Source organism: Streptomyces sp. NPDC032822 (assembly GCF_055578825.1).
On record NZ_JBVIOL010000004.1, the window covers coordinates 141,539 to 168,324 of the forward strand.

Below are 26,786 nucleotides of genomic sequence, written 5' to 3' on the forward strand. Positions count from 1 at the left end.
GCGGGCGGTTCTCGCCGCCGGTGGGATGAACGACGTACTCCGCACGGGGAGATGACCTCCCGTGAGCACCGCCGCACCAGCAGCCCCCGGCCCCGGCCGTCGGCATGCCTGGCTGCGGGTGCTCGTCCTGCTGCTCGCCCTGTCCGTGCCGGGAGCGCACACGGGCGCGCACGCGCTGCCCGCCTCCGTGACGGTGGCCGAGAGCGGCTCGGCGGTCTTCGAGTACGACGTCCTGGACACCGTGCTGCGACCGGTGACGCGCGGCTCCGGCCGGCCCGCCGTACCGCTGCGGCCCGCGCCCCTCCCGGCCCCGCCGCCCGCCCCGGCCGCCCGGCACCTGCCCGCCCCGGCGGGTGCTCCGCGGCTGCCGCACACCCGGCGCTCGGTGGTCCTGCGCTGCTGACAGAGCCCGCTCCCAGGCCTGTCGGCACGACGTGAGGAACCCTGCCATGCCCATCGACCCGTACGCGGTCCTGCGCGCCCTGCTGCGCGCCGAGGCCGCACGCAACGCGCCGAAGACGCAGCTGCCCCGGATGGAGGAGGCGAAGCCGCAGCAGCCCCCGAAGGAACCGGGCCGCTGACCGGCGGGCGGAGGCGGCGGCCCGGCTTCGGGGCCTACCGCCTCCGCCGCGCCGTCCCGAAGACCGAACGGGTGATCTCGCGGCCGATCTGGGTGCCGATCGAGCGCGCGAGGGACTGGAACATGCCGCTGCCGACGACCTGTTCGACGGCGGAGGGCTTCTTCTTCCGCTGTGCGGCCCCGGCCTTCGGAGCCGTCATCTCGTCCGGCCCCTTGGCACCCCCGGAGGGTTTGGGCGCCGTCAGCTTCTCGTACGCCGACTCCCGGTCCACAGCCTGTGCATAACGCGCGTGCAGCGCGGAGGCCTCGACCGCCCGGTCCAGGGCCGTCGCCTCGATCGGGCCCATCAGGGACTCGGGTGCGCGCAGCCTGGTCGCGGCGACCGGGGTCGGGGCGCCCTTCTCGCTGAGCACGGTGACGACGGCCTCGCCGGTACCGAGCCCGGTCAGCAGCTCCTCCAGGTCGTACGCCGAGTCCGGGAACGTCTTCACCGTCGCCTTCAGCGCCTTCTGGTCGTCCGGGGTGAAGGCGCGCAGCGCGTGCTGGACGCGGTTGCCGAGCTGGGCGAGGACGTCGGCCGGCACGTCCTTGGGGGTCTGGGTCACGAAGAAGACGCCGACCCCTTTCGAGCGAATGAGCCGGACGGTCCGCGTGATCGCGTCCAGGAACGCCTTCGAGGCGTCGTCGAAGAGCAGATGCGCCTCGTCGAAGAAGAAGACCAGCTTGGGGCGGTCGGCGTCGCCGACCTCGGGCAGGTCGTGGAACAGATCGGCGAGCAGCCACATCAGGAAGGTCGAGAAGAGCTGCGGCTTGTCCTGGACGGCGGGCAGTTCGAGGACCGACACCAGTCCGCGGCCGTCCTCGGCCGTGCGCAGGAACTCGGCGGTGTCGAACTCCGGCTCCCCGAAGAAGTCGGCCATGCCCTGCGCCTCGAAGGCGGTCAGGGAGCGGAGGATCACCCCGGCCGTCGCCGTGGACAGCCCGCCGATCTCCTTCAGCTCGGCCTTGCCCTCGTCCGAGGTGAGGAAGGCGACGACGGCCCGCAGGTCCTTGAGGTCGACCAGTTCCAGGCCCTTGTGGTCCGCGTAGTGGAAGACCAGGCCGAGGGACTGCTCCTGCGTCTGGTTGAGCTGGAGCACCTTGGACAGCAGCACCGGGCCGAAGCTGGTGACGGTCGCGCGCACCGGGATGCCGTGGCCGAGGCCGCCCAGGGCGTAGAACTCGGCGGGGAAGCCGGTGGGCGTCCATGTCTGGTGCACCTCGGCGGCGCGGGAGCCGACCTTGTCGTTCGCCTGCCCCGGCGCCGAGATCCCGGAGACGTCCCCCTTGATGTCGGCGAGGAACACCGGGACGCCCTGGGCCGACAGCTGCTCGGCGATCAGCTGGAGCGTCTTGGTCTTGCCGGTGCCGGTGGCACCCGCGACCAGTCCGTGCCGGTTGAGCATGGGCAGCGGGATACGGATCTGCGCGTCCGGCAGACATACCCCGTCCCAGAGCAGGGCGCCCAGATCGAGGGCGGGGCCGGTGAAGGCGTACCCGGAAGCGATCTTCAGGGCCTCGTCCGGGAGGGCGGGAGCGCTCCCCCGCGCCTCGGGAGCGGCGGCCTGCGGAACGGTTTCGCTGTCACTCATGTCGGGCCCCTGCTCTGTTCGCCCAGGTTTGACACGTCTTTTCCAGGCTCGCACTCCGCCGTCATGGCTGCGCCCGGAAGGTCTTGACCGGTAGGCTTTCCGTGTGATCTTCAAGCGCATCGGAAACGGCCGGCCGTACCCCGACCACGGCCGGGAAAGCACCCGGCAGTGGGCGGATGTCGCGCCGCGCCCGGTCCGCCTCGATCAGCTCGTGACGACCAAGGGCCAGCTCGACCTGGAAACCCTGCTCGCCGAGGACTCCACGTTCTACGGCGACCTCTTCGCGCATGTCGTGAAGTGGCAGGGCGACCTGTATCTGGAGGACGGCCTGCACCGCGCGGTCCGCGCGGCGCTCCAGCAGCGCCAGGTGCTGCACGCGCGCGTGCTCGAACTGGACTGACGCGTTCCACCCGGACACGTTCCCCGCGGGCGCCGTCCCGCGGGCGCCGTCCCGGTGCCGGGTTGGCCCTTTCGGGTTCTCCTGTCCGGGTTACGCCGCGTCCAATGATCATCTAGTAGGCATCGCCGCCCGAGCGCACTACGCTGCGCTCATGAGCATGCTGACTCCCCCCGGCATGGGTGGCCAATACCGGATCACGGGAGACAAGTTCCCACGCATGCGCCGGCCCCGGCGGCGCGGCAGGCTCGCCCTCGGGCTGGTGGCCTCGGTCGCCGCACTGGGACTGGTGGGCTGGGGCACCCTGCAGCTCGTCGACGTCTTCACCGGTGGCGGCGAGAAGGCCGCGGCGGCCGGTGCCAAGTCGGACTGCGGCACCCGGGTCACCCCGTCGGCGTCCGCCTCCGCCGACACCCCCGTCTCCGCGGTCAGGCCGGCCCAGATCACCGTCAACGTGTTCAACGCGACGGCCCGCAGCGGCCTCGCGAAGAAGACGGCGGACGAGCTGAAGAAGCGCGGCTTCAAGATCGGGGACGTGGGCAACGCGTCCAAGGAGTTCGACAAGAAGGTCGACGGCACCGGGATACTGCTCGGCCCGGCCCCCTCCCTGGAGACCTCGCTGCCCGTCCTCGCGACCCAGCTCGCCACGGCCGAGCGCCGCACGGACGCCGCCCGCAAGGGCACCACCCTCGACCTGATCATCGGCACCGGCTTCAAGAACCTCACGAACAAGGTGGCCGCCGACAAGGCGCTGGCCGCACTGGCCGCGCCCCGGCCGACAGCCACCTCGTCGAAGAAGAGCTGCTGAGGGTCGCAGGACGTCCCGTCCCGGTACCGCCGGGCGGGCCGGGCCCTACTCGGCCGCCCCGTACATCCGGTCCCCCGCGTCGCCCAGGCCCGGCACGATGTAGCCGTGCTCGTTCAGGCGCTCGTCGACCGAGGCGGTGACGACGGTGACCGGGGTGCCGGCGAGCTCGCGCTCCATGACCTCGACGCCCTCGGGGGCGGCGAGCAGGACCACGGCGGTGACGTCGTCGGCGCCGCGCTTGATCAGCTCCTGGATCGCCACGACCAGGGTGCCGCCGGTGGCGAGCATCGGGTCCACGACGTACACCTGACGGCCGGAGAGGTCCTCCGGCATGCGCGTGGCGTACGTGGAGGGCTGGAGGGTCTCCTCGTCGCGGACCATGCCCATGAAGCCCACCTCTGCGGTCGGCAGCAGGCGGACCATGCCGTCGAGCATGCCGAGGCCGGCCCGCAGGATCGGCACCACCAGCGGGCGCGGGTAGGACAGCTTGACGCCCGTGGTCGAGGCGACCGGCGTCGTGATGTCGACCTGCTCGGTGCGCACGTCACGCGTGGCCTCGTAGGCGAGCAGGGTGACCAGCTCGTCGGCGAGACGGCGGAAGGTCGCGGAGTCGGTGCGCTGGTCGCGCAGCGTGGTGAGCTTGTGGGCGACCAGCGGGTGGTCGACGACGTGGAGACGCATGTCCACAACAGTAGCCGGGCCCGGTGTGCCCGGCGCTCCCAGTCGGGGTGAGCCCCGGGCCGCGCAAGCCCTGGACCGCCCGCTCACCCGATCAGTGGCGTCAAACCGCCCGTCCGAGGGAAGGTGGGATAGACGGACTGGGGTGGTGAACCTATGCCTGACCGGGAAACCCGTAAGAATCCGTCGCCGCGCGAGCAGCCGGGGACGCCGTACACCGTGCGCCGGACGGACACGCCGGGCGCATCGGACGACCGGGAGACGGACGCCGAGCGCCGGCGGCGCCGCGCACAGTTCCTGCGCGACCTCGCCGAGGCCCGCGAACTGCGCGACCGGGTGCAGCCCAGGCGCGCCAAGACGGCCCGGCTGCGGCGCGCGATGCGGATGCGCACCTTCCGCTGGTAAGAGCCCGTCAAGAGCGGGGACACGCTGACAGGGCCGCCCAGTTGGGAGATCGCGGACCCTCGCCGTCGTACCGGTGGCCCTGCGCGGGCGTTCGGAAAAGCCGCGTACGATCCGCTGTTGGCGGCGACGAGTGCGCTGGTGAGACCTCGACGGACCCTTTGCCGCCAGGAGATCGGCGGCAGCCCAGGACACAGGGAGCCGAAGACGTCCCCTGAGCGTCTTGTTTCTGCCACGATTCCGAGTGGGTGGGCTCGGAGCACAGCTCTCCCCGCCCGAAGCCTCCGCCGGGGGGACCCCCAACCGGCACGCCTAAGACCAGTGGGAGAGTCACGGTGTACTTCGCCGCACTGCTCGCGCGCACCGAAGACGGGTGGGAAGCGAGCGACACAGAGCTCGATGACGTGGAGACCTTGTCGGATCTCGCCGACCTGGCCCGGGAGTCCGCTCCCGACGAGGACACGGTGCTCGTGCTGATCGAGCAGGAGGACGCCTGGTTCGGCGTCGTCCGCATCGACGGCGAGGAGGATCCTCGTATCTACGTCTCGGACGCAGCCGCCGCCGCCCGCAGTTCGTACGGCGAGATCCTGCTGACCGACGAACTGCTCGGCAGAGATCCCGACGACGACGAGCCCGACCTGGACGCCCTCGACCTCGACGGCACCGAGGACGGTGAGAACGACGACGATGACGACGGAGACGGCGAGGCAGGCGGCTCCGGCGAGATCGTGCCGCACGGCCCGGTCGGCGACATCCAGATCCTCGACGACCTCGGGGTCGGCGAGAAGGAACTGAAGTCGCTGTCCACGGACGCGGTCACCGAGATCGCCGAGGCCCTCGGCGCCTCCGAGGTCCTGGAGGCCGTTCGCTGACCGCATCGACCGCAGGAACGCCGCCGGACCCGGTACGCGACCGCTGGCGGGCCGCGATGCGGCTCGCCCTGGACGAGGCCGGAGAGGCCGGCCGGGGCGGTGACGTCCCGGTCGGCGCCCTCGTGCTGGCCGAGGACGGTACGACCGTCCTGGCGGCCGGGCACAACGAACGCGAGGCCACCGGCGACCCGACCGCGCACGCGGAGGTCCTGGCGGTCCGCCGGGCCGCCGAGCGGCTCGGGCGCTGGCGGCTGACCGGCTGCACGCTGGTCGTGACGCTGGAGCCGTGCACGATGTGCGCGGGCGCGCTCGTGCAGTCCCGGGTGGACCGCGTGGTCTACGGCGCCCGTGACGAGAAGGCGGGCGCGGCCGGCTCCCTCTGGGACGTCGTCCGCGACCGGCGGCTCAACCACCGCCCGGAGGTCGTCGAGGGAGTGCTCGCCGAGGAGTGCGCGGGGCTTCTCACCGACTTCTTCCGTTCCCGCTGAGGTGCCGCTGAGGTCCGGCCGGGATCCGACCGGAACCCGGCCGGAATCCGGGCTGGGATCCGGGCCGGGATGACGTCCGAGGTCCCGCCCAACGGCCGTCCCCACGGCCCGGGAAACGGATTTCAAACCATGCGCCACCTTGCTGTAAGGTCTGTCTCGGTAGCGTGTCCGAGCGGCCGAAGGAGCTCGCCTCGAAAGCGAGTGTGGCGCAAGTCACCGAGGGTTCAAATCCCTCCGCTACCGCTTCTGAAGGGCCCCGTCGTCAGACGGGGCCCTTCGTGCGATCATGTGCGCGCATTCGTCACAGGTGAGACAGGGGAGGCCGCAATGGCGGTGAACTCGAAGAAGATCGCCGTCTACGCAGTCGTGGTCTTCGTGCTGTACGTGATCATCACGGACCCGGAAACGGCGGCCGACTACGTCCAGATAGCCTTCGAGGGCATATCGGACGCGGCCAAGTCCATCGGCGACTTCTTCACCTGGCTCGCCGACGGGGCCAAATAGCCCTCCGGGGCCACGCACCGACAGGGCCGAGCAGCTGGGAGCGCACATGATCCGCCATCTCGTCCTCTTCAAGCTCAACGAGGGCGTCGAGCGCGACGACCCGCGGGTCGTGAAGGGCGTCGAGGCCTTCCGCGCGCTCGACGGCACCATCCCCGAGATCCGCTTCTGGGAACTGGGCTGGAACCTCAGCGACCGGCCCATCGCGTACGACTTCGCCATCAACTCGGGCTTCGACGACCCGGGCGCCCTGCGCCGGTACGTGGAGCACCCCGACCACCAGGCGGGCGTGGCCCTGTGGCACGAGTTCGCCACCTGGGTGATCGCCGATTACGCGTACTGAACCCCCTCCCCTCGAAGCCCTTCGCCGGAACGGCGGGGGGCTTTTTCGCGTCTTATGCCCCAACTCTTCCCTCAACACGGTGTTATGCGGTGCTTGCACACAGTGCACATGTCTTGTGATGCTATGACCGCTTTTGAAGGATGAGTTGACCGATGAAGACCGATGAAGAGGTGGCGTTGACCGTGTCGGCCAGTACTGCGCCGCCCCAAGAAGTCGCCGAGGTCGCCGAAATCCCGGCAGCCGCACCCCAGCGCAGCCGTGGCGCCGACACCCGGGCCCTCACCCAGGTGCTCTTCGCCCAGCTCACAGGCCTCCAGCCGGGCACGCCGGAGCACAACCGGGTGCGCGGGGCGCTCATCGAGGCCAACCTCCCGCTGGTGCGCTACGCGGCCGCCCGCTTCCGCTCCCGCAACGAGCCGATGGAGGACGTCGTCCAGGTCGGCACCATCGGCCTCATCAACGCCATCGACCGCTTCGACCCGGAGCGGGGCGTGCAGTTCCCGACGTTCGCGATGCCGACCGTGATCGGCGAGATCAAGCGGTACTTCCGCGACAACGTCCGCACGGTCCACGTACCGCGCCGGCTGCACGAGCTGTGGGTGCAGGTCAGCAGCGCGACCGAGGACCTGACCACCGCCTTCGGGCGCACCCCGACGACCGGCGAGATCGCCGAACGGCTGCGCATCAGCGAGGAGGAGGTGCTGTCCTGCATCGAGGCCGGACGGTCGTACCACGCCACCTCACTGGAGGCCGCCCAGGAGGGCGACGGGCTGCCGGGGCTGCTGGACCGGCTCGGCTACGAGGACCCGGCCCTGGACGGCGTGGAGCACCGGGATCTCGTACGGCATCTGCTGGTCCAGCTGCCGGAGCGCGAGCAGCGCATTCTGCTGCTGCGCTACTACAGCAATCTCACCCAGTCGCAGATCAGCGCGGAACTCGGCGTCTCCCAGATGCATGTCTCACGGCTGCTCGCGCGCAGCTTCCAGCGGCTGCGGTCCGCGAACCGGATCGAAGCCTGAGAGAAGCCCGATCGGCGCCCTGCCGGCGCCCGTCCGACGCCTGGCAGGAGCCCACCCGGCGCCCGTCCGGATGAACGATCGAGCTGTCACCCGCGGGACTGAATCGCTCACCAGCTCGGATCCCGGCCTTTCTGAGCCGAAATACCGTCAGACCCCCTTCTTCCAGGGCGTATTCGCGTCTTGCGTGTCGACATGTCACTACAGCGTGTTGCCGACATGTGACATTCTGCCGGAAGCGCGTTTGCCGGGGCTTCGGCTCCGGTATTCAGGTGAAGGCCGACGTTCCGCAAGGGAGCGTTCGCCGCGACCGTCCCGCGACCCAAAGGGGGTGGCATGTCCGCAGACCAGGGCAGCTCGAAGGTGCTCACGCTCATGAAGAGCGAGCCTGTGCCAGCGCTCGACGACGTAACGACCGTCGAGGCCACGCCGGCCCCGGCCCCGGCCCTCCCGACCTCGGGAGCTCTCGACACCCGCACCCTGTCCCGCTCCCTCTTCCTGCGGCTCGCCGCACTCGACGAGAACAGCCCCGAGCGCGCGTACGTACGGGACACCCTCATCGAGCTCAACCTCCCGCTGGTGCGCTACGCGGCCGCCCGCTTCCGCTCCCGCAACGAGCCGATGGAGGACATCGTCCAAGTCGGCACGATCGGCCTGATCAAGGCGATCGACCGCTTCGACTGCGAACGGGGCGTCGAGTTCCCGACGTTCGCGATGCCGACCGTGGTCGGTGAGATCAAGCGGTTCTTCCGGGACACGTCCTGGTCGGTCCGCGTCCCGCGGCGCCTCCAGGAGCTGCGGCTGGCCCTCACCAAGGCCAGTGACGAGCTCGCGCAGAAACTGGACCGCTCCCCGACCGTGCCCGAACTCGCCGCGGTCCTGGGCGTGTCCGAGGAGGACGTCGTCGACGGCCTCGCGGTCGGCAACGCGTACACCGCCTCCTCGCTCGACTCCCCGGCCCCGGAGGACGACGGCGGCGAGGGCTCCCTCGCGGACCGCCTCGGCTACGAGGACACGGCCCTGGAGGGTGTGGAGTACCGCGAGTCGCTGAAGCCGCTGCTGGCCAAGCTGCCGCCGCGCGAGCGCCGGATCATCATGCTGCGCTTCTTCGCCAACATGACCCAGTCCCAGATCGGCGACGAGGTCGGCATCTCCCAGATGCACGTCTCCCGGCTGCTCACCCGGACACTGGCGCAGCTGCGGGAAGGCCTGATCTCCGACTGACGGAAGTCGGGTACGAGGGTTTCCATTTGACGGAGCGTCAGCCACCATGGCGCGATGCTTCGAGCGACCCGCTCCGGATGGACCTCCGGCCGTCGGCGCGCCCTGATCGGCGCGTCGGCGGCTGCCGTCTGCCTGGGCGGCGCCCTGGCCGCGTGCGGGGGCGGGGAGGGCGCCGGCCATGTCGCCACCGGCGCGGCGGGCGGCCGGCCTCTCGTGTCCGGTACGGCGGTGGCGCCGACGGGGGACGTGACACTGGTGCCGCTCGACGGCGATGGTGACCGTGACGGTGGTGGTGACGGCGACGGCCGGGCTCGGCGGTCCGGTGGCGGCGACAACTCGCCTACGGGAGCCACCTCTTCGGGGGCCGTGCCGGGATCCGGCTCACCGGACGGCAGCGGCGCCGGTCCGGGCTCTCCCCCGTCCGGGGGCGACAACTCCGGTCCGACGACGGCGAGTCCGTCTCCATCGCCCCACTCTCCCGCCTCACCGGCGCCCCCGGCGCCCCCGGCGCCCACTGCCCGCCCCACGGCCCCGCCGACCGGTCCCGCCGCACTCGTGGTGGGTGAGCCCGTGCGGGAGGCCGTGGACGAACGGTGGTGCGAGGACGTGACGCTGGCCTTCCACAACACCGGGGCGGCCGCGGTGCGTTCGGGCACCGTGACCTTCGGGGCGCACGTCATCGGCGCACTCGGTGTCGACTGGGCGACGATCGAGTCCACCGAGAAGCTTCCGGCGCCGATCGGTCCCGGCGCGCGGAAGAAGAAGACCTGGACGGTGTGCGTCGACGAGTGGCGCGTGCCGTGGGGCATGCATGTGGAGACGCGGGACGTGTCCGTCCGGTGGGAGTAGTCACTTCCCGGCGGGAGTGGTCGCTTCCCGGCGGGGCGGTCACTCCCCGGTGGGATGGGTTACTTCAGCGCGAGCCAGGCGACGGCGGCGACGATCACGACGGCGACCACGACGCCGATGATCAGACCGAGACGGGGACCGCCCGCGGTGGCGGCCTGCTGCTGTTGGCCCGGAGGGGCCTCGTCGACGAACGCGCGGAACATCTGGGTGCTGCCGGCGGGGTCGTGGTTGCCCTGGGGGCCCTGCGTGTTAGCCATGCACCGAGACCCTAGCGAATCCGGGGGTGTGGCCCAAGTGGGGGCTCCGGGTCCGCACCGCATCACCTCACCTGTGCGTTTACGTTCGCAATACTTGCCTTTGCCAAGTTTTTGGCCGCGAGCCCTCCGATTTATTTGCCTGTAGCAACCAACCTCTCATACGGTTGCCCTAAGCAACGAACACGGGAGGTGTGATGGCCGAGCAGGCGCAGTACGAGGAGCTGATGCGTCAGTTCAGCGCCTTCGGGGCCGTGAAGAGGGAGATAGGGCGGATCATGCCGTCCGACTGCCCGAGCGGTTCCGCCGCCGTGCTGACCCTGCTCGACCGGTACGGGGACATGCGCATGAGCAAGCTCGCGGAGCTGCTCGCCGTGGACATGTCGGTGACCAGCCGCCACGTGGCCCATGTGGCCGAGCGCGGCTGGATCGACCGCTCCCCCGACCCGGCGGACAAGCGCTCCCGCATCCTGCGCCTGACGCCCTCGGGCCGGGCGCGGCTGACGGAGATGTCCCGGCGGACCTGCCTGATGCTCTCCGAGCGGCTGAGCGACTGGAGCGACGACGAGGTGACCCAGCTGACCGCGCTGATGGCGCGGCTCCGGGCCAGCTTCGACGACTGCCGCGTCCCGCACGCCTCGCACGCCCCGCCGGTGGAACCCCGGCCGCCGGCCCCTCCCGCCCCCGAACAGTCCCCCCGTACACCAGCGATCACCACGTAAGAGAAGGAAGCCCATGGCAACGACCACACCAGCCGGTGTGCGGGCTCACGCCAAGCACGGGGGAGGCTCCTCAAGCTCCTCCGACGGCGTCCAGATGACACACCGGCAGATCATGGAGGCGCTCTCCGGGCTGCTGCTCGGCATGTTCGTCGCGATCCTGTCGTCGACGATCGTCTCCAACGCCCTCCCCGAGATCATCGGCGACCTGGGCGGCGGCCAGTCCGCCTACACCTGGGTCGTCACCGCCGCGCTGCTCTCCATGACCGCGGCGACTCCCCTGTGGGGCAAGCTGTCCGACCTGTACAGCAAGAAGGCGCTCGTCCAGATAGCCCTGATCATCTACGTGTTGGGCTCGGCCGCGGCCGGACTCTCGCAGAACGCCGGCATGCTGATCGCCTGCCGTGTCGTCCAGGGCATCGGCGTGGGCGGCCTGTCCGCCCTCGCGCAGATCGTGATGGCCGCGATGATCTCGCCGCGGGAGCGCGGGCGTTACTCCGGCTACCTCGGCGCGACCTTCGCCGTCGCCACCGTCGGCGGCCCGCTGCTCGGCGGTGTCATCACCGACACCAGCTGGCTCGGCTGGCGCTGGTGCTTCTACGTCGGTGTGCCGTTCGCGGTCATCGCGCTGATCGTGCTGCAGAAGACCCTGCACCTGCCCGTCGTGAAGCGGGACGTCAAGGTCGACTGGGGCGGCGCGTTCCTCATCTCCGCCGCGGTCTCGCTGCTGCTGGTCTGGGTCACCTTCGCCGGTGACAAGTACGACTGGGTGTCGTGGCAGACGTACGCGATGGTCGGCGGATCGGTCGTGCTCGGGCTGCTGTTCGTGCTCGTCGAGTCCAAGGCGCGCGAACCGATCATCCCGCTGCGGCTGTTCCGCAACCGCACCATCACGCTCTCCTCGATCGCCTCGCTCTTCGTGGGTGTCGCGATGTTCACCGGCACCGTCTTCTTCAGCCAGTACTTCCAGCTGGCCCGCGACAAGTCGCCGACGATGTCCGGCGTCATGACCATCCCGATGATCGGCGGCCTGTTCGTCTCGTCGACGGTCTCCGGGCAGGTCATCACCAAGACCGGCCGCTGGAAGGCCTGGCTGCTGGCCGGCGGTGTGCTGGTGACCGCGGGTCTGGGCCTGCTCGGCACGATCCGCTACGACACCGAGTACTGGCACATCGCGATCTTCATGGCGCTGCTGGGCCTCGGCATCGGCATGATGATGCAGAACCTGGTGCTGTGCACGCAGAACCAGGTGGACCCCGCCGACCTGGGCGCGGCCAGCTCCACGGTGACGTTCTTCCGGTCCCTCGGCGGTGCGGTCGGCGTCTCGGCGCTGGGCGCCGTCATGGCCAACCGGATCACCGACTACGCCAAGGACGGCCTGGCGACCCTCGACCCCAAGTACGCGGCCGCCGCCGCCTCTTCGAGCTCCACCAGCACCATCCCGGACATGGACAGCCTGCCCCTTCCGCTGCGCACGGTGATGGAGAGCGCGTACGGCCACGGCATCGCGGACGTCTTCCTGATCGCCGCGCCGCTGGCCCTGCTCGCGTTCCTCGTCACCCTGTTCATCAAGGAGGTCCCGCTGCGGACCTCGGGCGGGCTGGCGCAGGCCGCGGAGGCCAAGGAGACCGCTCCGGCGGCAGCCACCGTCGCGGTCCCCGCCGAGGAGCGCGTCCCGAGCTGGGCCGCCGCCACCCCGGAGGCCGGTCCCGAGGACACCCGGCGGCTCGGAGCCGTCGCCCCGTCGGAGGCTCCCGCGGCGTCCTTCGGCACCGGAAACGGCTACGGCGGGATCCCGGTCCGCGGTCAGGTCCGCGGCGCCGAGAGCGCGCCGGTGCCGCAGGCCGCCGTCACGCTGATCTCCCTCGCGGGACGACAGCTCGGCCGGTCGGTCGCGCAGGCCGACGGTTCCTACGCGGTGGACGCGCCGGGTGCCGGCAGTTACGTCCTGATCGCCTCCGCCGACGGGTTCCAGCCGCAGGCGTCCACCGTGGTGGTGGGCGACGAGCCGGTGTCGTACGACATCCTGCTCAGCGGCACCAGCGGGCTGACCGGTGTGGTGCGGGCCGCGCAGGGAGCGCTGCCCGTCAAGGACGCCATGGTGATCGTGACGGACGTGCGCGGTGACCTGCTGGCCACCGTCGCCACCGGTGAGCAGGGCGAGTTCGCCCTCACCGAGCTGGTGCCGGGAACGGTGACCGTCGCGGTGAACGCGGCCGGGTTCCGGCCGCGCGCCCTGCCTGTCGAGATCGGCGGCACGGGGGTCACCCGGATCGAGGTCGACCTCGACGCCGGAGCCCAGCTCCAGGGTGTCGTCCGGGCACCGCACGGGCCCCTCGCCGACGCGCGGGTCACCCTCGTGGACGCGGCGGGCAACGTGGTCGGCACCTCCACCACCGGGACGGACGGGGCGTACGCCTTCACCGACCTGGACGGCGGCGACTACACCGTGATCGCCACCGGGTACCCGCCGGTCGCGACCGCGCTGACCGTGAACGGTCGGGGAGTCGACGACCACCACATCGAACTCGCCCACCCCGGCGAGTAGTTCGACTCCGGCCCGTGGCGGTGAGCACTCCGAGCGGAGGTGCGCACCGCCGCGGGCCGGTCTCTTGTGAGGAGTGACAGCGAGATGGGACTGACCGCGAGGATCCGTACCCGGGACGGATGGGCCGTGTCGCACGCGGTCGTCACGGTGACCGACACGACCGGCACGCAGGTGCTGCGTGCCGAGGCCGACGAGGAAGGCGCGGTGCGGGACACCGAAGCGCTCGCGCCGGGGGCGTACACCGTCATCGTCACGGCGGTCGGGTACGCGCCCGCCGCCGCCAGTGCGCTCGTCACCGCGAGCGGGCGGGCCGAGGTCGGCACGGTGACGCTGGCCCGGCAGGGCGGCTCCGAACTTCCGCCGCCGGGGCCCTGGACCGTCGACCCGGCGCACTCCGGGGTGGCCGCGCTCGCCCAGCACCTGGGCATCTCCAGTGTGCGCGGCCGGTTCACCGAGTTCACGGCCTCGATCGAGGTCGCCCCCGACGACGTGGCCAAGTCCCGGGTGGAGGCGGTCATCCGGGCCGCGTCCATCGACACCGGCAACACGATGCGCGACGGGCACCTGAAGTCCGCCGACTTCCTGGACGTGGACAGGTACCCCGAGATCACCTACCGGTCGACGGGGCTCACGGCGGCCGGTTCCGACCGCTGGCGGGTCCACGGCGAACTGGGGATGCACGGTGTCCTACGGCCCGTCGACCTCGACCTCGCCTACCTCGGCACCGGCGCGGACCCCTGGGGCGGAACCCGGGCGGCCTTCCGGGCCACCACGGAACTGCGCCGCGAGGACTTCGCCATGAACTACAACCAGGTCGTCCAGGCGGGCATCGCCGCCATCGGTACGACGCTGAAGGTGGAGCTGGACATCCAGGCGGTGCGGGGCGAGTCGCTGCCGCAGGGCTAGGCCGGGCCGGACCCTGTCCGGCGGATCAGGCCGCAGGGAATCGGCGGCGCCCCTTCCTCGCTGGTGAGCCCCGCGTCTGCGGTGTGAGCCCGCCGGACAGGGCCCAGCCGGCTCACATGAGGCCGACGATGCGGGGCGGGGCGAACAGGTGGCGGGCCCGGTGCTCCTCGGCCGCCGTGACCGCCCCCGGCAGCCGGTCGGGCGAGCGCTGCCCGGTGCGTTCCACGGAGGCCCGGTGGTCGACGCAGGCCCGGCACCCGGCGTCCCAGTCGGGCAGGGCGTCGCGGTGGGCTTCGGCGAGGTGCCGGCCGAGGTCGATCTGGGTGCCGACGACGCTGTCCGTGACGTCCCAGTCGACGCCGGGATCCTCCGCGGTCAGCCCGGCGATGACGGCCTGCACGTGCTTCATCGCCTCGTAGCGGCGGATGCACTCGGCGCAGTCCCACATCCAGGCGGGTGGCAGCGGCCACTGGTCCTCGGGGCTGAGGTCTTCCGCGCTCATGCGGCTCACGCTAGGGGGTGCGGGCCGGACCGCGCAGGCGTCCGGGCGAACTGGCCGGACCTCGCCCCTCCCGCTCAGGACGGGCCGTCGCCGCTGCCCACCCGGGCCACCAAGTCGTTGCACAGGTCCCGGAGTTTGACGTTGTGGTCCTGCGAGACCCGGCGCAGCCGTTGCATCGCGAGGTCGGCGTCGATCCGCTCCTGGGCCATCAGGATGCCGACCGCCTGGTCGATGACGCTGCGGGAGAGCAGGGCGGTGCGCACGTCGGCGGCCGACTCGTGGCGCCGCTCGACGCGCAGGGCGACGTTGATCGCGTCGCCGACCCGGGCGGCGAAGGCACGGGCCGCGTCCCGGCCCGGGCCCAGCGCCCCGGGCTCGACACCGTAGAGGTTGAGGGCGGCGCCTCGCTCGCCCTCGACGGCGATCGGCTGCGCCAGCACACAGCGCACTCCGGCGGAGAGGGCGTACGGCGTGTAGTGCGGCCAGCGGGTCTCGGTCTCCAGGTCGGCGGAGTACTGCTCGGTGCTGGTCTCGGCGGCCTCCACACACGGCCCCGAATCGTTCTCGTACTGGCGCTGGTCGAGGCCGCCCGGCAGACCACGGCTCCCCGCCAGGGTGAGCAGGCGGTCGGCGCGGCGCACGGTGATGCTGCAGGCGGCGGCACCGGGCACCACCTCGACGGCTCGGTCGGTCAGATCGCGCAGCAGCGTGTCGAGGCCGCTGCTGCGCACGATGGCCATCTCCAGCGTGTCGGACGGGTCAGGGCTCATGGAGGTACGGATATCCCGTCGACGCCCGTTAACGCCTGGGCGCCCCCCGCCGGTCGTGTGTCGCGGGTCATGTGGTGCCGGGTCCTGCGACGCCCGTCGTGTGGTGCCTCTCATGCGGTCCGGTTGGCGTCGACGATCCGGCGGGCCAGGTCGCGCAGCTTGACGTTCTCCCGCTGCGAGGCCTTGACCAGGGACTCGAACGCCTCGGCCGCGTCCATGTCCATCCGTTCCATCAGGATCCCGGTGGCCTGTCCGATCAGGTCCCGGGTGCGCATGGCCTCCGTCAGCTGCTCCCGTACGGTCGCGGAGTCCAGGGCGAGGCTGACGTGCGCGGTGAACAGCCGGCCGACGCGGGTGGCGGACTCGTCGAAGGCGCGCGGCTTGCGGGCGTACGCGGTGAGCACGGTGAGACGGCGGCGGTCGGCGCGCAGCCGCAACGAGAGCGCCGAGCGCAGGCCCAGTTCCGCGAGGACCGCCCCGCCGTCGTCGGACTCGCTGTCCTCCACCCGTACGACGGGCGCGGACCACAGCCCCTCCCAGTACGCCGCCTGCTCGCGTCCGGCCTCGGCCGTGCGCACGACCTCGTCGGTCCAGGCGACCGAACGGCGGTGCTGGGGGCGCTCGATGACGGAGATGCCCGCGTGGTCGGCGCCGGGCAGGACGTGGACGGCCAGCCGGACCGCGGTACGCATCGTGTGGTGCGGGGTGACCGTGTCGTGCAGTTGCTGAGCTGCCACCGTCAGGGCCTCCGCCAACGCGAAACCGGCGGGAAAATGGGGCAAATCAGGAAACTCGAACGCAGACACCACGAACCTCTTCGGCATGCACGGCTTTTGGCCGTGCGCAGGAGAGCTCCGCAGCACATTCCCGACTGCGAGCACAGGACGGACAGCACTTTATCTGCTCTGTTGCGTCGAGGTGACGTTCGGCCGAGGTCCGGCCGACGAAGGCCACAGGCACTTTCGGGCGCGCTCCGCGGCATGGTGGAATGGAGCCGACAGGTCAGGAAGTGGCCTCCCCGGAATCCGGACGAGCGTCTGCCAGGTGAGCGCCGTGACCTTCCTCCCGAATCCGTGCGAGCTGCGTGATCTGCGTGATCTGCCCGGCTGCACCGTGATCGCCCTGCCCGTCGAGATCGATCTCTGCAACGCCGTGGGCCTCCACCGGCGCGTGATGTCCGCCGTGGACGCCCGCGCCGACCGGCTGCGCCTGCTGGTCCTGGACCTCACCGGGACCGACTTCATGGACTCCCAGGGTGTCCGCCTCGTCGAGGAGGTGTGCCGTGACCTGCCTCCCGGGGCGCGGATACGCGTGGTGGCGGCACCCGGCGGGGCGGCCTGCCGCGTCCTGGGCCTGACCGGGCTGCGGCGGGACATCCCGGTGTACGACAACCTCGCCGAGGCGCTGGAGTCGTAGGGCGGAGCCGCCGCGGGAGGCGTGGGGTGGCGGGGCGGGTGTCGTCACCTGCCGCCGTCGCGCGGTGTGCCGGGCGCCGGTGCCGTCGCGCGGTGTGCCGGGCGGCGTCCTAGGCTGGGACCATGGCACCGAACATCGCGACCAACACCGCCGTATCACTGGACGAGTTGCTGGACTTCGTACGACCGCGCCACCACGCCATCCTGCTCACCCGCCGGTCCGACGGCAGCCCCCAGGGCTCGCCGCTGACCTGCGGGGTCGACGACTCCGGGCGGATCGTCGTCTCGACCTACCCCGAGCGCGCCAAGACCCGCAACGCCAAGCGGGATCCGCGGGTCAGCCTCCTCGTCCTCAGCGACGACTGGAACGGGCCGTGGGTGCAGATCGACGGCGCGGCCGAGGTCATCGACCCGCCGGACTCCGTCGAGCCGCTCGTGGAGTACTACCGGAACATCGCCGGCGAGCACCCGGACTGGGACGAGTACCGGGCGGCCATGCTGAAGCAGGGCAAGTCGATCATCCGGGTCACACCGGAGCGGTGGGGCCCGGTCGCCACCGGCGGATTCCCGGCCCGACTGGCCTCGGACGACTGAGGTCGGGGGCGGAGGCCGGGGTCGGAGGCCGGACGACTGCTCGGGCCGTTGAGGTCGAGCGGGAGAGGTCGGGCGACTGCTCGGGCGGTTGAGGTCGAGCGGGAGAGGTCGGGCTGCCGACGTCGGGCGGCCGGTCTCAGGCGGCCGACTCGGGCAGCCGATCTCGGGCAGTTGGCCGCGAGCAGGCCAGTTCGGATGGCCGACCTCGGGTAGATGGCCGCGAGCAGGCCAGTCCGGGGCCGACCTCGGGTAGATGGCCGCGAGCGGGCCGGTTCGGGTGGCCGACCTCGGGCAGATGGCCGCGAGCAGGCCAGTCCGGGGCCGACCTCGGGCAGTTGCCCGCGAGCGGGACGATTCGGGTCCGGCCTCGGGTAGTTGATCTCGGGCAACCGGGTCGGGTGGCAGGCTCGCGTCGGTGGGGTCAGCCTCTTGCCACCATTGCCTCGATGCCCGCCACCAGCAGATCCAGGGCGAACGTGAAGTCGCGTTCCATCATCTCCTCGACCGTGTCGCCACCGCGGGCCTCCATGATCTTGGTGGACTCCTGGATGATCTCGGCGGCATCCGGGGCCCGGGTCGCCGTGCTGACGGCGTGCTGGAAGTACTCGTCCGGGGTCACTCCGGCCTCCGCGACGCGGGCGAAGAAGTGGCCTTCGAGCGTGCCGTAGCCGTAGACGAACTGGAAGACGGCCGAGATGGCCCCGGTCACGCCGTGCACCGGCAGCCCGGTCCTGCGGATGACCTGCTGGACCACGCGGGCGAAGGCCAGGTGGTTCGGGCCGAGGTTGAGATAGGTGCCGGCCAGCGGCGACATCCAGGAGTGGCGGACCAGCAGCGACCGGTAGCCCCGGGTCAGCATCCGCAGCTGGTCGCGCCAGTCCTCGTCGGCCTCCGGATCGGGCAGCTCCAGCTCGCCGAAGACCGCGTCCAGGGCGAGTTCGAGGAGGTCGTCCTTGGTGTCGACGTACCAGTAGACGGACATCGCCGTGACGTTCAGCTCCGCGGCCAGCCGGCGCATCGAGAACCTGGCCAGTCCGTCGGCGTCCAGGAGCCGTACGGTCGCCTCGGTGATCCGGTCCCGGTCGAGGCCAGACGGCTGCCCGCCACCCCGCCCGCCCCGGCGCGCCTTGCCGTCGAGCCAGACGCTGGTCCGCGTCGGCCTCCGGGCCGCATCCGCCATGGCGCACCTTCCTCGGAACTGGGTGATACGGGTCAGCTTAGGCGCGCCCCCACAGGCGCGAGGAACTGCGCGACCAGCCACAACGGACGACCCGCGGTCGCCTCCTGCGCGGCCGACCGGATTCCTAGACGGAGTCTTCCCGCTCGGCCCGCCACAACAACGCCCCCGCGACCAGGCCCCCGAACAGCACGGCCACCGCCCCCACCAACTGGCTGCTCTCCAGCCCGGAGGCGAACGCGTCCGTGATCCGCGCCCTCTCCTGGTCCGATCCCGCCTCGGCCAGCGCCCCCGGCAGGGACACCGCCGCCACCGGGATCAGCGCGGCGAAACGGGCGTTGAGCACGGCCCCGAGCACGGCGACCCCCAACCCCGTCCCGAACTCCGCCAACGTGCCGTTGATCCCGGCACCGACGCCCGCCTTCTCCCGGGGAATCGCGCTCATGATGGCGTGAGCCATGGCCGGGTTGGCGATCCCCGCTCCGGCGCCGATGAGCAACAGCCCTGCCAGCGTCCCGCCGTAGCCGTGTTCGGTGAGGGTGGCGATCGAGACCAGGCCCGCCGACATCAGCACCATGCCCAGCCCGACGGAGAGGGGATGGCCGAGCCTGGTCGTCCACTTCGCCGCCAGTCCGGAGAAGTTCAGCGCCACGATCGCCACCGCCAGCGGGGCCGTACGCAGACCCGCCTCCAGGGGGCCGTAGCCGAGCACGAACTGCAGGTGCTGGGTGAGCAGGAACAGCGATCCGCCCATGCCGAAGGTGATGAGCACCAAGCCCGCGACCGCACCGGTGAACCGGCGGTCCCTGAAGAAGTGCAGGTCGAGCATGGGGTACGGGATCCGGCTCTCCCAGTACGCGAACAGGCCGAGGACCACGACCGCGACGGCCGCCGTGCCGAGCACCCGGCCGGACGTCCAGCCGTGCTCCGGCCCGGAGATGATCGCGAACACGAGCGAGGTCATGCCGACGGTCGACAGCAGGGCACCCAGCAGGTCGGGCCGGTCGCTCCGTGCCGGGGATCCGGGGGTCGTCACCCGGGAGGACGCTGCCTTGGACTCCGGGACCAGCGCCACCACGGCCACCAGGGCGAGCCCGGCGACCGGCAGGTTGATCAGGAAGATCGCCCCCCACCAGAAGTGGTTCAGCATGAAGCCGCCGATCAGCGGGCCGGTCGCGAAGCCGAGCGCGTTGACCGCGGCCCAGATGCCGATCGCCCTGGCGTGCTCCTCGGGCACGAAGATCTGCATCACCACGGCGAGGGTGGTGGTCAGCAGGAGAGCGCCACCGACGCCCATTCCGGCCCGTGCCGCGATCAACTGGCCCGTGGAGTCGGCGAGTCCGGCGATCAGTGAGCCCGTACCGAACAGGACCAGGCCGGCTATCAGCATCTTCCGGCGGCCGTAGCGGTCGGCGGCACTGCCCGCGGTGAGCAGCAGTCCGGACTGGGCCAGCGAGTAGGCGTTGATCATCCACTGGATGTCGGCGGTGCCCGCGCCCAGCTCACGGGTGAGCGAGGGGATCGCCACGTTCAGGACGGTGTTGTCGAGCACGACGGTGAGCTGCGCGAGGCAGATGACACCGAGGATCAGCCAGCGCTGCGGGTGGCCGCCGGGCTGCTGGACCGCAGGGGCCTGTTCCTGGGGGGACGTCGTCATGCTCTACACCGTAGAACAGTTCCCATACGGCGTACAAGAGAGATATGGGGACGGGGCGACGAAGGGATGGAGGGGGACGGAGGACGGGGAAACGCGGAAACAGAGAAACAGAGAAACGGAGAAGGGCGGTGGCCGTGGCCACCGCCCTTCCGTTCCGGGTGAGTTCGCTACGCCTTCTGCGTCAGGTCGTAGAAGGTGGACGAACCGACCGTGACCTTCTTGAAGTTGGCCTCGACCCAGGTGGTGATCTGCGAGGACGTGCCGTCGCTGCTGCCACCCATGCCGCCGCCGGTGCCGGACGAGATGAAGTAGTGGATCTTCCCGTCCGTCACGTACTGCTTGAACTGGGCCAGCGTCGGGGACGGGTCGGTGCCGTTGAAGCCGCCGATCGCCATCACCGACTCGTCGGTGGCCAGCTGGTAACTCGCCGCGTTCTGGGCGCCGATGGCGGCTGCGGCCCAGGTGTACTGGTCGGCGTCGGCCTCCAGCAGCTTCTTCGCCTCGTCGGTGACGGTGGCGCCGTTGAGCAGCCCGCCGACACCGCCACCTCCGCCGCCCATGCCGCCTCCACCCATGGCGCCGCCCCGCTGGTTCTGGCCCTGACCCTGCGTGTTGCCGTTGCCCTGGCTGTTCCCGTTGCCGTTCTGGCCGGGCATCCCGCCGCCCGGGAAGCCGTTGCCGTTCTGCCGGCCCTGGCCCTGGGTGTTGCCGTTGCCGTTCTGCTGGTTCTGGCCGCCGCCGGGCATCCCGCCGCCCATGCCGCCACCGCCGCCGGGACCGCCGCCCCGGCCGCCCATCATGCTCGCGCCCGCCGGACCCGCCGTCGGGATGGAGCCGGTGTGTGCGGAGTTCACCGTGCTCACGGTGTACGCGGCCGGACCGGCCAGCGAGGCCACGATGCCCAGGCCCACCGCGGCGAGCGCCAGTTGCCGGCCGAGCCTGGCCACGAAGATCAGGCCGAGCGCGGCGACCAGGCCGCCGACGAGGACCAGCCACTTCAGCCAGGGCAGGTAGTCGGGGGTGCGGTCGAGGAGGACGTACCCCCAGCCCGAGGCCGCCACGACCGAGGCGGCGAGGGTGAGCGAGGCCCACGTCTCGGTGCGCTTCTTCCACAGGACGTCCGCGCCCATGCCGACCACGGCGGCGATGTAGGGGGCGAGGGCGATCGTGTAGTACTGGTGGAAGATGCCCGCCATGTAGCTGAAGACCACCATGGTGATGAGCAGCGAGCCGCCCCACACCAGGAACGAACCGCGTGTGACGGACGTCCGCTTGAGCTTGCGGGTGGCCACCAGGCCGGCGACGAGCAGGATCAGCGCGGCGGGCAGCAGCCAGGAGATCTGGGCGCCGATCTCGGAGTTGAACATCCGGTTCCAGCCGGTCTCGCCCCACTGGCCGGTACCGCCACCGCCACCCCCTCCGCCGACGCTGCCGGTCTCCTCGCCGTTCAGCCGGCCGAGACCGTTGTAGCCGAAGGTCAGTTCAAGGAAGCTGTTGTTCTGCGAGCCGCCGATGTAGGGGCGGGAGGACGCCGGCCACAGCTCGACGATCGCGACCCACCAGCCGCCGGAGACGATCAGCGCGAGCGTCCCCGCGGCCAGCTGTCCGAAGCGCTTCTTCAGCGACACCGGGGCGACCACCGCGTACACGATGGCCAGGGACGGGAGGATCAGGAAGGCCTGCAGGGTCTTGCCGAGGAACGCGAAACCGATCGCGACACCGGCGTACACCAGCCACCTGGTCCGGCCGTCCTCGACCGCGCGGACGACGAAGTAGCAGGCCAGCGCCATCAGGAGCGCCAGCATCGCGTCCGGGTTGTTGAACCGGAACATCAGCGCCGCGACGGGAGTGAGCGCGAGCACGGCGCCCGCGATCAGACCGGCCCCGGGGCTGAACCGGCGGCGCACCGAGGCGTACACGACCGCGACCGTGCCGACGCCCATGAGGACCTCGGGGCCGAGGATCGTCCACGAGTTGAGGCCGAAGATCCGTGCCGCGATCTCCATCGGCCACAGGAAGGCCGAGGGCTTGTCGACGGTGATGGCGTTGCCCGCGTCCAGCGAGCCGAAGAACATCGCCTTCCAGCTCTTGGTGCCGGCCTGGACGGCCGCCGAGTAGAAGGAGTTGGAGTAGCCGGAGGCGCTCAGGTTGTAGAAGTAGAGCGCCGCGGTCGCCAGCAGCAGGCCGAGGAACGCGGGGCGCGCCCAGCTCGGGTCCTCGGGCCGCCCCCGCCACAGTCTCCGTACGAAGGGCTGCCGGGGCTCACCGGACTCGGGGGCCGACGGCGCCGGAGGGGCCACCGGCTCCTGGACGGCCGAACCCGTACCGGCCGTACCGGTGCTCGCCACGGGCGGCCCCCAGGCCGAGGGACCCTGCGGGGTCGGCTGATCGGTGTGCGTGGTCATCGGACGTTCCTAGGGTCGGTGTCGGTCGGGCGCACCGGCTGCAGGTGCATGGTCGCGTCCCCCCGGGTGCGGTCCGCGGCTTCACCGGCGCGGAACTGGTCGTGGTGCTGGTCTCGGTACCGGTCGCGGTACTGGTCGGTGTCGTACGGCGATCGAGGCGCCGCGGCGTAATGGGGTGTCTGCGTCTGCGCGTTCGGGCGCTGCGGCAGCGGCGGGTGGGGCATGCCGTGCTGCGTCGGGTGGGCCGGCGCGGACGGAGCGTGCTCCCGGTGGTGTTCCGGGCCGTACTCCGGCCGGTACTCCGGGCGATGGCCCGGCCGGTACTCCGGCTGGTACTCCGGCTGGTACTCCGGCTGGTACTCCGGGTGGTGCAAGGCCACCACGGTCGACTCGCGCCGGTCCGGGAACACCCAGGCCCTGAAGAGCAGGAAGCGCAGGACCGTCGCGGCCAGGTTGGCGGCGATGAGGACCGCGAGCTCGGTGGAGTGCGCGGGGCTGGACGACGCCGCGCTCAGGGCGGCGAGGGAGCCGCTGGTCAGCGCCAGGCCGATACCGAAGACGACCAGGCCCTGCGCCTGATGCCGGACGGCGCCGCCGCGGCCCCGCACCCCGAAGGTCAGCCGCCGGTTGGCCGCCGTGTTGGCGACCGCCGAGACCAGCAGCGCGAGCGCGTTGGCGGTCTGCGAACCGGAGAACTCACGGAAGCCGCTGTAGAGCAGCAGGTAGAAGAGCGTCGACAGACCGCCGACGACACAGAAGCCGACCAGTTGGCGGGCCAGCCCCTTCGGCACGTCCTGGATCTCGCGGTCGCGCGGGTCGTCGCCGAACGGCCGGGTGATCCGGTCCAGCGGCAGCGAACCGCCGGCCAGGGCCTTGCCCACCCGCCACACCCCCTTGAGGTCCTCGGTCGCCGTCTTCACGATGTGCACCGTGGAGTCCGGGTCGTCGACCCAGTCGACGGGAACCTCGTGGATCCGCAGCCCGGCCCGCTCGGCGATCACGAGCATCTCGGTGTCGAAGAACCAGCCGCTGTCCTCCACCATGGGGAGCAGCACCTGGGCGACATCGCGGCGGATCGCCTTGAATCCGCACTGCGCGTCCGAGAAGCGGGCCTGGAGCGAGCCGCGCAGGATCAGGTTGTAGGAGCGGCTGATGAACTCCCGCTTGGCGCCGCGGACCACCCGCGAGCTACGGGCCAGCCGGGAGCCGATCGCCAGGTCCGAGTGGCCGGAGATCAGCGGTGCCACCAGCGGCAGCAGCGCGTTCAGGTCGGTGGACAGGTCCACGTCCATGTACGCGAGGATCGGGGCGTCCGAGGAGGACCAGACGGTCCGCAGCGCCCGGCCGCGGCCCTTCTGCTCCAGCCGGAAGGCCCGCACCTCCGGGATCTCCGCCTCCAGCCGTGCGGACACCTGCGGAGTGGTGTCCGTCGACGCGTTGTCCGCGATCGTGATGCGGAACGCGTACGGGAACGTGCGCTTGAGGTGATCGTGCAGTCTCAGCACACACGGCTGGAGGTCCTTCTCCTCGTTGTAGACGGGGATCACGACGTCCAGGACAGGCGCACCCGCGTCTCCGGCCGGGAGGTGCTCCCGCGCCGGCAGAGTGCCGGGAGAAGAATCGGTTCGCATGACAACGACTGTGGTCAAGCGCCCTGTTGCACCCATATGGCAGCGCTGTGCTGTGCCTGTGAGTGCGATTGCCAGTTCGTTTCGGGCGCCGGACGGGGGGTCACCGGACCCAGCGCGGGCAGGTGCACGGTGAAGACGGTGCGCCCGGGAACGCTGTCCACGGTCACCGCGCCCCCGTGCGCGGACGCGACGGCCTGCACGATCGCGAGCCCCAGACCGGTCGACCCGGAGGCACGGGAACGCGAGGAGTCGCCCCGCGCGAAGCGCTCGAAGACCCGCGGCAGCAGGTCGTCCGGGATGCCCTGGCCGTTGTCCTCGATGTCCACGCACATCCAGGGGCCGCGCCGCTGGATGCGGGCGGTGATGGTCGTACCGGCAGGGGTGTGCTTGCGGGCGTTGCCCAGCAGGTTGACCAGCACCTGCTGGACCCGCGCCGCGTCCGCGGTCACCAGGGCCGGTTCGTCGGGCAGGTCCAGGCGCCAGTTGTGCTCCATGCCGGCCGCGCGCGAGTCGCTGACCGTGTCGACGACCAGCGGGATCAGGTCGGTCTGCTCGAACTGCAGCGGCCGTCCGGCGTCCAGCCGGGCGAGCAGCAGCAGATCCTCGACGAGCAGCGTCATCCTGCCCGCCTCGGACTCGATACGGCCGAGGGCGTGCCGGGTGTCGGGCCCGATCTGCTCCCTGCCGCGTCTGGTGAGCTCGGCGTACCCGCGGATGGAGGAGAGCGGCGTCCTCAGCTCATGGCTGGCGTCCGCCACGAACTGCCGGACCCGCATCTCGCTCTCCTGCCGCGCGTGCAGCGCGCCGTGGACATGGTCCAGCATCCGGTTGAGCGCGGCGCCCACCTGGCCGACCTCGGTGTGCAGGTCGGTCTCGGACTCGGGGACCCGCTCGCTGAGGTTGACCTCGCCGGTGTGGAGGGGGAGTTCGGAGACGCGGGTGGCGGTGGCGGCGACCTTGCGGAGGGGACGGGTGGCGAGACCGACCAACACATAGCCGGCAATCACCGCTGCGCCGAGGCCGGCGGCGGTGACGCTGACCTCCACGAGGATCAGGGTGTTGATGGTGCTGTCGACATCGTCGGTGGGCAGGGCGATGTAGTACGCGTCGCTGCCGTCCAGGCTGGTGACGTACTCGACGCGGTACTCACCGAGGCCCGGGATGTCCACCGAATGGGGGTTGCCGTCCTTGGACACGGAGGCGAGGGCTGCCTTCTGCGCCGTGGTGAGAGCGCCGGACGTCATGTTCTGGAAGACGCCGTTGCTGTCCCGTGCCTGCTCGGCGATGGCGGCGCTGACGATCTTGCCGCTCTTCACATACGCGGCGACGGTCTGGGCCTGCGTGGGGCCCTGTGTGACGAACCTCTGGGCCTTGGCACTCGCCGGGGTGTCGTCCGACACGGAGCCCGGTTTCCTGCCCCCGCCGTCGGGCGGCGGCTTGCCGTCCAGACGGCCGCCCACCGCGCGCGTGGACGTCTCGTGCAGCTTGCCGTCCAACTGGTCGTACAGATGCGAGCGCAGCGCGAGCGTCGTCACCGTGCCGATCACCGCACACACCACGGCGATCAGCACCACGGAGGCGACGACGAGCCTGGTCCGCAGGGTGCGCGGCTTACCTGCTCGCTTCTGCGGACGCGGCCGTCGTCGTCCGCTCATGACACCGCTGGCTTGATCAGGTAGCCGGCGCCACGGCGGGTGTGGATCATCGGCTCGCGACCGGCGTCGATCTTCCGCCGCAGGTAGGAGATGTACAGCTCGACGACATTGGCCTGGCCGCCGAAGTCGTACGACCACACGCGGTCCAGGATCTGCGCCTTGCTGAGCACCCGGCGCGGGTTGCGCATCAGGAACCGCAGCAGCTCGAACTCGGTCGCGGTGAGGTGGATGCCGTCCCCGGCCCGCGACACCTCGTGGCTGTCCTCGTCGAGGGTGAGGTCGCCGACGACCAGCACGGAGTCCGACCGTCGGTCGGCCGCGCCGGAACGGCGGATGAGCCCGCGCAGCCGGGCCACCACCTCTTCGAGACTGAACGGCTTGGTGACGTAGTCGTCACCGCCGGCGGTGAGTCCGGCGATCCGGTCCTCGACCGCGTCCTTCGCGGTCAGGAAGAGAACCGGCACGTCCGGCAGCTCGCGCCGCATCCGTCCGAGGACGGTCAGCCCGTCCATGTCGGGAAGCATCATGTCCAGCACGACGGCGTCGGGCCGGAACTCCCGGGCGGTCTGGATCGCGCCGGTGCCGTCGCCGGCACTCCGGATCTGCCAGCCCTCATATCGGAGGGCCATGGACAGGAGTTCGGTGATCGACAGCTCGTCGTCCACCACAAGCACTCGGACGGGGCTCCCGTCCGGCCTCAGCAGTTCGGTGCGCCCCTGGGGCGAGGTCGTGGTCATGCTGGACACCATGTCGGGGACCTCTGA

General features: G+C 71.1%; 29 protein-coding genes and 1 tRNA gene. 18 read left to right on the plus strand and 12 right to left on the minus strand.

Going from position 1 to position 26,786, the window contains the following annotated elements; translation table 11 throughout:
* Window positions 1-61: 61 nt before the first annotated feature.
* Together ACZ5VD_RS13100 and ACZ5VD_RS13105 are read left to right on the plus strand one after the other, a co-directional pair.
* Entirely contained in the window at window positions 62-403 is a 342-nt protein-coding gene (locus ACZ5VD_RS13100) for a hypothetical protein (protein ID WP_468682255.1), read from the plus strand.
* Between the two features lie 46 nt (window positions 404-449).
* Window positions 450-581: a hypothetical protein gene (locus ACZ5VD_RS13105; RefSeq protein WP_468550188.1), complete on the plus strand. Its 132-nt coding sequence runs from the start codon at window positions 450-452 to the stop codon at window positions 579-581.
* A 34-nt stretch (window positions 582-615) separates the two neighbouring features.
* On the opposite strand, the gene ACZ5VD_RS13110 is transcribed toward ACZ5VD_RS13105, so the two are convergent.
* Window positions 616-2,211 (minus strand): helicase HerA-like domain-containing protein, encoded by a 1,596-nt coding sequence (locus ACZ5VD_RS13110; protein ID WP_468682256.1) that lies wholly within the window; start codon window positions 2,209-2,211, stop codon window positions 616-618.
* Window positions 2,212-2,314: 103 nt separating this feature from the next.
* On the opposite strand from ACZ5VD_RS13110, the gene ACZ5VD_RS13115 reads away from it, so the two are divergent.
* Entirely contained in the window at window positions 2,315-2,611 is a 297-nt protein-coding gene (locus ACZ5VD_RS13115) for a type II toxin-antitoxin system VapB family antitoxin (protein ID WP_003999914.1), read from the plus strand.
* 151 nt (window positions 2,612-2,762) lie between these two features.
* Window positions 2,763-3,416, plus strand: a complete 654-nt coding sequence (locus ACZ5VD_RS13120) for a LytR C-terminal domain-containing protein (RefSeq protein ID WP_468550186.1) — start codon at window positions 2,763-2,765, stop codon at window positions 3,414-3,416.
* A 45-nt stretch (window positions 3,417-3,461) separates the two neighbouring features.
* On the opposite strand, the gene upp is transcribed toward ACZ5VD_RS13120, so the two are convergent.
* Window positions 3,462-4,097, minus strand: a complete 636-nt coding sequence (gene upp, locus ACZ5VD_RS13125) for a uracil phosphoribosyltransferase (protein ID WP_468550185.1) — start codon at window positions 4,095-4,097, stop codon at window positions 3,462-3,464.
* Window positions 4,098-4,250: 153 nt separating this feature from the next.
* Between upp and ACZ5VD_RS13130 the strand changes: the two genes are divergently transcribed.
* The 9 genes from ACZ5VD_RS13130 to ACZ5VD_RS13170 all read left to right on the plus strand — a co-directional run bounded on the left by ACZ5VD_RS13130 (window position 4,251) and on the right by ACZ5VD_RS13170 (window position 9,789).
* Window positions 4,251-4,499 carry a hypothetical protein gene (locus ACZ5VD_RS13130; RefSeq protein ID WP_468550184.1) on the plus strand — a complete coding sequence of 83 codons (249 nt, stop codon included), beginning with the start codon at window positions 4,251-4,253 and terminating at the stop codon, window positions 4,497-4,499.
* 332 nt (window positions 4,500-4,831) lie between these two features.
* Window positions 4,832-5,368: a tRNA adenosine deaminase-associated protein gene (locus ACZ5VD_RS13135; protein WP_468550183.1), complete on the plus strand. Its 537-nt coding sequence runs from the start codon at window positions 4,832-4,834 to the stop codon at window positions 5,366-5,368.
* Window positions 5,369-5,424: 56 nt separating this feature from the next.
* Window positions 5,425-5,856, plus strand: a complete 432-nt coding sequence (gene tadA / locus ACZ5VD_RS13140) for a tRNA adenosine(34) deaminase TadA (protein ID WP_468682257.1) — start codon at window positions 5,425-5,427, stop codon at window positions 5,854-5,856.
* Window positions 5,857-6,014: 158 nt separating this feature from the next.
* Window positions 6,015-6,099: transfer RNA gene (locus ACZ5VD_RS13145), tRNA-Ser, on the plus strand.
* A gap of 84 nt (window positions 6,100-6,183) precedes the next feature.
* Entirely contained in the window at window positions 6,184-6,360 is a 177-nt protein-coding gene (locus ACZ5VD_RS13150) for a hypothetical protein (RefSeq protein WP_468550181.1), read from the plus strand.
* A gap of 46 nt (window positions 6,361-6,406) precedes the next feature.
* The gene (locus ACZ5VD_RS13155) at window positions 6,407-6,700 is read left to right on the plus strand and encodes a Dabb family protein (protein ID WP_468550180.1); all 294 of its coding nucleotides are present in this window, start codon (window positions 6,407-6,409) and stop codon (window positions 6,698-6,700) included.
* Between the two features lie 152 nt (window positions 6,701-6,852).
* Window positions 6,853-7,719 (plus strand): RNA polymerase sigma factor SigF, encoded by an 867-nt coding sequence (locus ACZ5VD_RS13160; RefSeq protein ID WP_468682258.1) that lies wholly within the window; start codon window positions 6,853-6,855, stop codon window positions 7,717-7,719.
* Between the two features lie 333 nt (window positions 7,720-8,052).
* Window positions 8,053-8,940: an RNA polymerase sigma factor SigF gene (locus ACZ5VD_RS13165; RefSeq protein WP_468550178.1), complete on the plus strand. Its 888-nt coding sequence runs from the start codon at window positions 8,053-8,055 to the stop codon at window positions 8,938-8,940.
* A gap of 54 nt (window positions 8,941-8,994) precedes the next feature.
* Window positions 8,995-9,789, plus strand: coding sequence for a hypothetical protein (locus ACZ5VD_RS13170; RefSeq protein WP_468682259.1), 795 nt, complete (start codon window positions 8,995-8,997; stop codon window positions 9,787-9,789).
* Window positions 9,790-9,848: 59 nt separating this feature from the next.
* Here the strand turns inward: ACZ5VD_RS13170 and ACZ5VD_RS13175 are convergent, their stop codons facing one another.
* Window positions 9,849-10,046, minus strand: coding sequence for a hypothetical protein (locus ACZ5VD_RS13175; RefSeq protein WP_468550176.1), 198 nt, complete (start codon window positions 10,044-10,046; stop codon window positions 9,849-9,851).
* Window positions 10,047-10,240: 194 nt separating this feature from the next.
* On the opposite strand from ACZ5VD_RS13175, the gene ACZ5VD_RS13180 reads away from it, so the two are divergent.
* From ACZ5VD_RS13180 to ACZ5VD_RS13190, 3 genes are all read left to right on the plus strand, one after another.
* Window positions 10,241-10,765 (plus strand): MarR family winged helix-turn-helix transcriptional regulator, encoded by a 525-nt coding sequence (locus ACZ5VD_RS13180; RefSeq protein WP_468550175.1) that lies wholly within the window; start codon window positions 10,241-10,243, stop codon window positions 10,763-10,765.
* Between the two features lie 94 nt (window positions 10,766-10,859).
* Window positions 10,860-13,310: an MFS transporter gene (locus tag ACZ5VD_RS13185; RefSeq protein WP_468682489.1), complete on the plus strand. Its 2,451-nt coding sequence runs from the start codon at window positions 10,860-10,862 to the stop codon at window positions 13,308-13,310.
* Window positions 13,311-13,394: 84 nt separating this feature from the next.
* Window positions 13,395-14,216 (plus strand): YceI family protein, encoded by an 822-nt coding sequence (locus tag ACZ5VD_RS13190; RefSeq protein WP_468550174.1) that lies wholly within the window; start codon window positions 13,395-13,397, stop codon window positions 14,214-14,216.
* A gap of 112 nt (window positions 14,217-14,328) precedes the next feature.
* Here the strand turns inward: ACZ5VD_RS13190 and ACZ5VD_RS13195 are convergent, their stop codons facing one another.
* The 3 genes from ACZ5VD_RS13195 to ACZ5VD_RS13205 all read right to left on the minus strand — a co-directional run bounded on the left by ACZ5VD_RS13195 (window position 14,329) and on the right by ACZ5VD_RS13205 (window position 16,312).
* The gene (locus ACZ5VD_RS13195) at window positions 14,329-14,718 is read right to left on the minus strand and encodes a hypothetical protein (RefSeq protein ID WP_468682260.1); all 390 of its coding nucleotides are present in this window, start codon (window positions 14,716-14,718) and stop codon (window positions 14,329-14,331) included.
* A 74-nt stretch (window positions 14,719-14,792) separates the two neighbouring features.
* On the minus strand, window positions 14,793-15,488 hold the full coding sequence (locus ACZ5VD_RS13200) for a GAF and ANTAR domain-containing protein (RefSeq protein WP_468682261.1): 696 nt from the start codon (window positions 15,486-15,488) through the stop codon (window positions 14,793-14,795).
* A 110-nt stretch (window positions 15,489-15,598) separates the two neighbouring features.
* Complete coding sequence (locus tag ACZ5VD_RS13205) at window positions 15,599-16,312, minus strand: ANTAR domain-containing protein (RefSeq protein ID WP_468682262.1); 714 nt, start codon at window positions 16,310-16,312, stop codon at window positions 15,599-15,601.
* Between the two features lie 220 nt (window positions 16,313-16,532).
* Between ACZ5VD_RS13205 and ACZ5VD_RS13210 the strand changes: the two genes are divergently transcribed.
* Together ACZ5VD_RS13210 and ACZ5VD_RS13215 are read left to right on the plus strand one after the other, a co-directional pair.
* On the plus strand, window positions 16,533-16,904 hold the full coding sequence (locus ACZ5VD_RS13210; RefSeq protein ID WP_468550170.1) for an STAS domain-containing protein: 372 nt from the start codon (window positions 16,533-16,535) through the stop codon (window positions 16,902-16,904).
* Window positions 16,905-17,026: 122 nt separating this feature from the next.
* Window positions 17,027-17,497, plus strand: coding sequence for a PPOX class F420-dependent oxidoreductase (locus tag ACZ5VD_RS13215; RefSeq protein ID WP_468550169.1), 471 nt, complete (start codon window positions 17,027-17,029; stop codon window positions 17,495-17,497).
* A gap of 421 nt (window positions 17,498-17,918) precedes the next feature.
* Here ACZ5VD_RS13215 and ACZ5VD_RS13220 read toward each other — a convergent pair whose 3' ends face one another.
* The 6 genes from ACZ5VD_RS13220 to ACZ5VD_RS13245 all read right to left on the minus strand — a co-directional run bounded on the left by ACZ5VD_RS13220 (window position 17,919) and on the right by ACZ5VD_RS13245 (window position 26,759).
* A complete protein-coding gene (locus ACZ5VD_RS13220) occupies window positions 17,919-18,677 on the minus strand; it encodes a TetR/AcrR family transcriptional regulator (RefSeq protein ID WP_468550168.1) in 759 nt (252 codons plus the stop codon).
* A gap of 124 nt (window positions 18,678-18,801) precedes the next feature.
* Window positions 18,802-20,331: an MFS transporter gene (locus tag ACZ5VD_RS13225; protein ID WP_468682263.1), complete on the minus strand. Its 1,530-nt coding sequence runs from the start codon at window positions 20,329-20,331 to the stop codon at window positions 18,802-18,804.
* A gap of 167 nt (window positions 20,332-20,498) precedes the next feature.
* The gene (locus ACZ5VD_RS13230) at window positions 20,499-22,736 is read right to left on the minus strand and encodes a glycosyltransferase family 39 protein (protein ID WP_468682264.1); all 2,238 of its coding nucleotides are present in this window, start codon (window positions 22,734-22,736) and stop codon (window positions 20,499-20,501) included.
* Window positions 22,733-24,367 (minus strand): bifunctional glycosyltransferase family 2/GtrA family protein, encoded by a 1,635-nt coding sequence (locus tag ACZ5VD_RS13235; protein WP_468682265.1) that lies wholly within the window; start codon window positions 24,365-24,367, stop codon window positions 22,733-22,735. The genes ACZ5VD_RS13230 and ACZ5VD_RS13235 overlap by 4 nt, the downstream gene beginning before the upstream one ends.
* Before the next feature lie 14 nt (window positions 24,368-24,381).
* Window positions 24,382-26,022, minus strand: coding sequence for a sensor histidine kinase (locus tag ACZ5VD_RS13240; protein ID WP_468550164.1), 1,641 nt, complete (start codon window positions 26,020-26,022; stop codon window positions 24,382-24,384).
* Entirely contained in the window at window positions 26,019-26,759 is a 741-nt protein-coding gene (locus ACZ5VD_RS13245; protein WP_384156420.1) for a response regulator transcription factor, read from the minus strand. Before ACZ5VD_RS13245 ends, ACZ5VD_RS13240 begins: the two co-directional genes overlap by 4 nt.
* Between the last annotated feature and the right edge of the window lie 27 nt (window positions 26,760-26,786).

Coding starts and splice junctions, on each gene's coding strand:
- ACZ5VD_RS13105 (WP_468550188.1), top strand. CDS start 450: ATGCCCATCGACCCGTACGCGGTCCTGCGCGCCCTGCTGCGCGCCGAG.
- ACZ5VD_RS13110 (WP_468682256.1), bottom strand. CDS start 2,211: ATGAGTGACAGCGAAACCGTTCCGCAGGCCGCCGCTCCCGAGGCGCGG.
- ACZ5VD_RS13120 (WP_468550186.1), top strand. CDS start 2,763: ATGAGCATGCTGACTCCCCCCGGCATGGGTGGCCAATACCGGATCACG.
- upp (WP_468550185.1), bottom strand. CDS start 4,097: ATGCGTCTCCACGTCGTCGACCACCCGCTGGTCGCCCACAAGCTCACC.
- ACZ5VD_RS13130 (WP_468550184.1), top strand. CDS start 4,251: ATGCCTGACCGGGAAACCCGTAAGAATCCGTCGCCGCGCGAGCAGCCG.
- tadA (WP_468682257.1), top strand. CDS start 5,425: ATGCGGCTCGCCCTGGACGAGGCCGGAGAGGCCGGCCGGGGCGGTGAC.
- ACZ5VD_RS13150 (WP_468550181.1), top strand. CDS start 6,184: ATGGCGGTGAACTCGAAGAAGATCGCCGTCTACGCAGTCGTGGTCTTC.
- ACZ5VD_RS13155 (WP_468550180.1), top strand. CDS start 6,407: ATGATCCGCCATCTCGTCCTCTTCAAGCTCAACGAGGGCGTCGAGCGC.
- ACZ5VD_RS13160 (WP_468682258.1), top strand. CDS start 6,853: ATGAAGACCGATGAAGAGGTGGCGTTGACCGTGTCGGCCAGTACTGCG.
- ACZ5VD_RS13165 (WP_468550178.1), top strand. CDS start 8,053: ATGTCCGCAGACCAGGGCAGCTCGAAGGTGCTCACGCTCATGAAGAGC.
- ACZ5VD_RS13170 (WP_468682259.1), top strand. CDS start 8,995: ATGCTTCGAGCGACCCGCTCCGGATGGACCTCCGGCCGTCGGCGCGCC.
- ACZ5VD_RS13175 (WP_468550176.1), bottom strand. CDS start 10,046: ATGGCTAACACGCAGGGCCCCCAGGGCAACCACGACCCCGCCGGCAGC.
- ACZ5VD_RS13180 (WP_468550175.1), top strand. CDS start 10,241: ATGGCCGAGCAGGCGCAGTACGAGGAGCTGATGCGTCAGTTCAGCGCC.
- ACZ5VD_RS13185 (WP_468682489.1), top strand. CDS start 10,860: ATGACACACCGGCAGATCATGGAGGCGCTCTCCGGGCTGCTGCTCGGC.
- ACZ5VD_RS13190 (WP_468550174.1), top strand. CDS start 13,395: ATGGGACTGACCGCGAGGATCCGTACCCGGGACGGATGGGCCGTGTCG.
- ACZ5VD_RS13195 (WP_468682260.1), bottom strand. CDS start 14,718: ATGAGCGCGGAAGACCTCAGCCCCGAGGACCAGTGGCCGCTGCCACCC.
- ACZ5VD_RS13200 (WP_468682261.1), bottom strand. CDS start 15,488: ATGAGCCCTGACCCGTCCGACACGCTGGAGATGGCCATCGTGCGCAGC.
- ACZ5VD_RS13205 (WP_468682262.1), bottom strand. CDS start 16,312: ATGCCGAAGAGGTTCGTGGTGTCTGCGTTCGAGTTTCCTGATTTGCCC.
- ACZ5VD_RS13215 (WP_468550169.1), top strand. CDS start 17,027: ATGGCACCGAACATCGCGACCAACACCGCCGTATCACTGGACGAGTTG.
- ACZ5VD_RS13220 (WP_468550168.1), bottom strand. CDS start 18,677: ATGGCGGATGCGGCCCGGAGGCCGACGCGGACCAGCGTCTGGCTCGAC.
- ACZ5VD_RS13225 (WP_468682263.1), bottom strand. CDS start 20,331: ATGACGACGTCCCCCCAGGAACAGGCCCCTGCGGTCCAGCAGCCCGGC.
- ACZ5VD_RS13230 (WP_468682264.1), bottom strand. CDS start 22,736: ATGACCACGCACACCGATCAGCCGACCCCGCAGGGTCCCTCGGCCTGG.
- ACZ5VD_RS13235 (WP_468682265.1), bottom strand. CDS start 24,367: ATGCGAACCGATTCTTCTCCCGGCACTCTGCCGGCGCGGGAGCACCTC.
- ACZ5VD_RS13240 (WP_468550164.1), bottom strand. CDS start 26,022: ATGAGCGGACGACGACGGCCGCGTCCGCAGAAGCGAGCAGGTAAGCCG.
- ACZ5VD_RS13245 (WP_384156420.1), bottom strand. CDS start 26,759: ATGACCACGACCTCGCCCCAGGGGCGCACCGAACTGCTGAGGCCGGAC.